4 protein-coding genes are annotated in these 4,200 nt (G+C 63.7%); 3 read left to right on the top strand and 1 reads right to left on the bottom strand.

Annotated elements, in window-relative coordinates; all coding sequences use genetic code 11:
• The first annotated feature begins 230 nt into the window (after window positions 1–230).
• Window positions 231–701: a hypothetical protein gene (locus AAC023_RS13820; RefSeq protein ID WP_339741776.1), complete on the top strand. Its 471-nt coding sequence runs from the start codon at window positions 231–233 to the stop codon at window positions 699–701.
• Window positions 702–911: 210 nt separating this feature from the next.
• Here the strand turns inward: AAC023_RS13820 and AAC023_RS13815 are convergent, their stop codons facing one another.
• Complete coding sequence (locus tag AAC023_RS13815; RefSeq protein ID WP_339741775.1) at window positions 912–2,366, bottom strand: sigma-54 dependent transcriptional regulator; 1,455 nt, start codon at window positions 2,364–2,366, stop codon at window positions 912–914.
• A gap of 180 nt (window positions 2,367–2,546) precedes the next feature.
• Here AAC023_RS13815 and AAC023_RS13810 point away from each other — a divergent pair, with 180 nt between their 5' ends.
• Both AAC023_RS13810 and AAC023_RS13805 read left to right on the top strand, forming a co-directional pair.
• Complete coding sequence (locus tag AAC023_RS13810) at window positions 2,547–3,383, top strand: type II CAAX endopeptidase family protein (protein ID WP_339741774.1); 837 nt, start codon at window positions 2,547–2,549, stop codon at window positions 3,381–3,383.
• A 37-nt stretch (window positions 3,384–3,420) separates the two neighbouring features.
• Window positions 3,421–4,200, top strand: a 780-nt coding sequence (locus AAC023_RS13805; RefSeq protein WP_339741773.1) for an alpha/beta hydrolase, incomplete at its 3' end; no start/stop codon positions are given.

The raw sequence follows: 4,200 nt of genomic DNA, 5'->3' as shown, positions 1-4,200 counted from the left end.
TGCCCGGACGCGTGTCCGGCCCTGTCCCGGTGCCCGCGTCTCCGGACGACGCCCCGGCGTCAGAGCCAGCGGCCCGCCGGGCTGGCGGATTCACGCCGCGCGTGATCGAGGGTGGCAAGACTCGCCTTTGAGGCAAGGTGTTAGCGCGGCGTTAAATCTATTCCCAATCGCCAGGCGCGCCGTCCGGGCAAACGCGTATCATTGCCCTTCGATCAGAGGAGATCAGAGCAATGTTCGACGCGCGCTTCGACCCGATGGATCAGCTGGAGCTGATGCAGGAAAGCATTCTGGAATGCCTTGGCTCGGCCGTAGAAAACGGAATTACCTCGGTTCGCGGTGCGAGCGCCTTCCAGCGCGGGATTGCCCAGCTCGACCGGCTGAGCGCCTTCAAGGCCGACCACATCTATGCGCCACTGACGGCCGATCCGCTGGCGCGCGAATATGTCGCCCATCTCGACGAGCAATTGCTCGATCTGATGGCCCGGATCGACATCTTGCGCACCCATGTCGAACTTGGCCTGGAAGTGGGCAGCGCCAATGTCGCCGGCATGACGGATTCGCTGCTGGCCCTGGTCCGGCAATTGAGGATTTCCTTCAGCCGCGAGGCCGCCCTGATCCCGGTCTATGCCGCCTGGCAGGAACGCTCGGCGATCAATATGCCGCCGCCGCGGGAAGTCGGGCTCGCCAGCGCCCACATGTGATTTTCATCATCCCCAGCGGCCCCGCGCTCTCCCCCCGGCGCGGTGCCCCAAATGGCGGGCCGCCTCCATCTGGAGACGGCCCGTTTTTTTGGGAAATCTTTCGCAGCCCGGAATAGAAACGGGCCAGATCCCATAGGGAACCGGCCCGCTTCACAGCCTGCCGCACAACACGCGGCAGGCATCCCGTGGCTGGGAAGCTGGTCTGGAAATCTAGCCGGTGGCGCGGACGCCTTCGACATCGAGATCGTATTCGCGGACCTTGCGATACAGGGTCGAGCGGCCGACACCGAGGCGGCGAGCCACTTCGCTCATCCGTCCGGCATAGGTCTCGATCGCGAATTCGATCAGGTCCCGTTCGATATCCTCGAGCGAGCGCAGATTGCCACCCTCATCCATGATCTCGACCGGGGCCGGTTCGCCAGCGCCTGCAATCAGCTCGACCGCCGCTGGAGAGATTTCCCCAGCACTCGGCGCTCGGCTCTGGATATCGGGGATCAGGCCGGAGATCTGCGGGAAATCGGCCGGGGTGAGATAATCGCCATCGGCAAGAATAACGGCGCGGAAGACCGCGTTCTCGAGCTGACGCACATTGCCCGGCCAGTCGAATGAGCTGAGCATGGCATGGGTTTCCGGCGCCGCATCGACGATCGCCTTGCCTTCCTGGGCATTGAAACGGCCAATGAAGTGACGCACCAGGGCGGGTACATCATCCCGGCGCGAACGCAGGGAGGGCACTTCGATCGGGAAGACATTGAGGCGGTAGAACAAATCCTCGCGGAAAGCCCCGGCAGCGACGCGCTCGGTCAGATCGCGATTGGTCGCCGAGATAATGCGGGTATTGACCTTGACGGGACGCTTGGAGCCGACCGGATCAACCTCGCCCTCTTGCAGGGCGCGCAGGAGTTTGACCTGCATGTCGAGCGGCAGCTCACCGACTTCATCCAGGAAAAGCGTGCCACCATCGGCCTCCTGGAATTTGCCCATATGCTTGCCGGTCGCGCCGGTGAAAGAGCCCTTTTCGTGACCGAACAGGGTTGATTCGACCAGGTTTTCCGGGATCGCCCCGCAATTGACCGCGACAAAGGGACCACCGGCGCGCTTGGACGCGGCCATGATCGACTGGGCGACCAATTCCTTGCCAACGCCGGATTCGCCGGTGACCAGGATCGGGATATCCGATTGCGCGGCGCGTTCACCGAGCCGGACAACCTGCTGCATCGCTGCGGCATCGGCGATCATGTCGGCAAAGCCGGACATATTGGCCGCCTTGCGGGTCAGCCGCTGGACTTCGCCGCTCAGATTCTGGACTTTCAGCGCATTGCGGATCGAGACCGTGATGCGTTCCGGACTGGCCGGCTTGACGAAGAAGTCCGACGCGCCGGCCCGCATGGCCGCCACTACGGTTTCAATCCCGCCGCTCGCGGTCAATACGATGACCGGAAGATCCGGCAATCGCTTCTTGACCGCTTCCAGCGTCTCCATGCCATCCATCCCCGGCATGATCAGATCGAGCAGCATCACATCGACAGGCGATGTAGCCACTCGGTCCAGGGCCGCATCGCCGCTTTCTGCGGTCTCTACGCGGTAGCCCTGTTTTTCGATCACCGCCTGAAGAAGGCGGCGTTGCGTCGGATCGTCATCAACGATCAGAACTGATTTCACCATCACACCCACGCCTTTTCGGTCGCATTGTTCTCGCCGGGTCTTTTGACCTCGCTGCCGTTGCCGACAGGGCGTCTATGCGGACCGTTATGGGACACTCTTCTAAATTTCACGTTTAAGCGGCGGCAAGGACCGGTTAAGCATAAGCTTGCCGAGAGGGGCCGCCCTCGCCTTCGAGACGCGATGATGAACGATCCAGCCAGCCGAATTTCCGGGAATAGCGTGCGCTGGCCGTTTGCAGCGCGGGACGGGTTTTCGGATTTGCAGGAGCACCAGCGGCTGCTCTTCATTCATTCCCTGCCCGGCATGCTGGTCTGGCCCGGTCTGCTATTCGGCCTCGCCATCGTGTTCCAGATTCTCTCCCAGGGCGCCTGGGCCCTGATCGACGGCAAGGCGCTGGGCCTGACGATGGAGACGGCGCAATTCGCCGGATCGGCGGTGGCCTATGGCGTTCTGGCGCTGCTGATGTGGCATCATTTCGGAATTTATGCCGCCCACCGCGCCGCCTTCTCGGTGATCCCGTTGCGGCTGCAGGACTATCTCGCGGGTCTGCTCGTCCTCGTTTTCATGCTGACCATTGGCAGCCCGCTGACGCTCTGGTTCCACCAGATCGCGATGCTGGATCCGGGCCTGACCCTGGCCGGCGGAGCCGAGCTGGAGGATGTCTCCAATGTCGATGATTTCGTCAGCAATGGAGCGGCCCTGTGGGCGATCATCCTGTTGACCATGCTGGCGGCACCGATTGTCGAGGAGGTCCTGTTCCGCGGCTGGATGTTGCCCATGCTGATCGCGCGCGGCGTGCCCGGCCTGTTCGCCGTCCTGATTTCGGCGGCCGCTTTCGGACTGATCCATATCGGCCAGGGCCTGATGGTGATGACATCGACCGCCCTGCTCGGCGTGGCCCTGGGTGTGGCGCGACTGGTGAGCGGCCGCGTCGCCGCACCGGTCCTCGGACATATCGCCAATAATGCATGGGCGGTATTCGCCATACCCGTTCTGACCGGAATGCAGCCGGGCTGAGATTGACGCAGCGCAGCATCGGCGCTAGCGCTGGATCATGACAAAGACCTCCCCCCGTCCGGCGCGCCCGCCGGCTCCGCTTGTCCAGTATGAAGGCGCCAGGCCACCCGCACCGGCCTGGTTCGAGCGCGCGCTCGCCGTGCCGACCGAAACCGGCACTGTCATCGTCGACAATGCCACCATTCACTGGAAAGCCTGGGGCGAGACCGGCCTGCCCGGCCTGATCCTGGTGCATGGCGGTGTGGCCCACAAGGACTGGTGGGATTCCATCGCGCCCTTCCTGGCCGAGACACGGCGTGTCGTTGCGCTGGATTTGTCAGGCATGGGCGACAGCGATCACCGCGACGCCTACCGCATGGACACCTATGCCCTGGAAGCCATCACCGCCGGCCGTGCCGGCGGGGCCTTCGAGGCTGGTGCGCCCTTCATGGCCGGACATTCCTTCGGCGGGTTTGTCGCGCTGGCAACAGCGGCGGAATATGGTGCTGAACTGGCCGGGATCGCGGTGCTGGACAGCCCCGTCCGGCCCGAACGCGAGCAACGCAACTCGCCGCCGCCAAGCCGTGGCGGCAGCGTCTATGCCTCCTTCGAGGTGGCACTCCAGCGTTTCCGGCTGCTGCCTGAACAGGATTGCGCCAATGCTTTCCTGCTGGACCATATCGCGCGCCAGTCATTGAAGCCGGCAAAGCGGCCGGACGGCAGCGATGGCTGGACCTGGAAATTTGACCCGCATCTGTGGAGCAAGCTGACCTATGACCGCGGTTCGCCGGCCGAAATTGCCGCCAGCCTGAAATGCCGGGTCGCCCTGTTCCGCGGT

The organism is uncultured Maricaulis sp. (assembly GCF_963976135.1).
Taxonomy (GTDB): Bacteria; Pseudomonadota; Alphaproteobacteria; order Caulobacterales; family Maricaulaceae; genus Maricaulis.
Note: the sequence above shows the minus strand (reverse complement) of the source record. Positions and strands in the feature narration are given on the sequence as shown.

Coding starts and splice junctions, on each gene's coding strand:
- AAC023_RS13810 (WP_339741774.1), top strand. CDS start 2,547: ATGATGAACGATCCAGCCAGCCGAATTTCCGGGAATAGCGTGCGCTGG.
- AAC023_RS13820 (WP_339741776.1), top strand. CDS start 231: ATGTTCGACGCGCGCTTCGACCCGATGGATCAGCTGGAGCTGATGCAG.
- AAC023_RS13815 (WP_339741775.1), bottom strand. CDS start 2,366: ATGGTGAAATCAGTTCTGATCGTTGATGACGATCCGACGCAACGCCGC.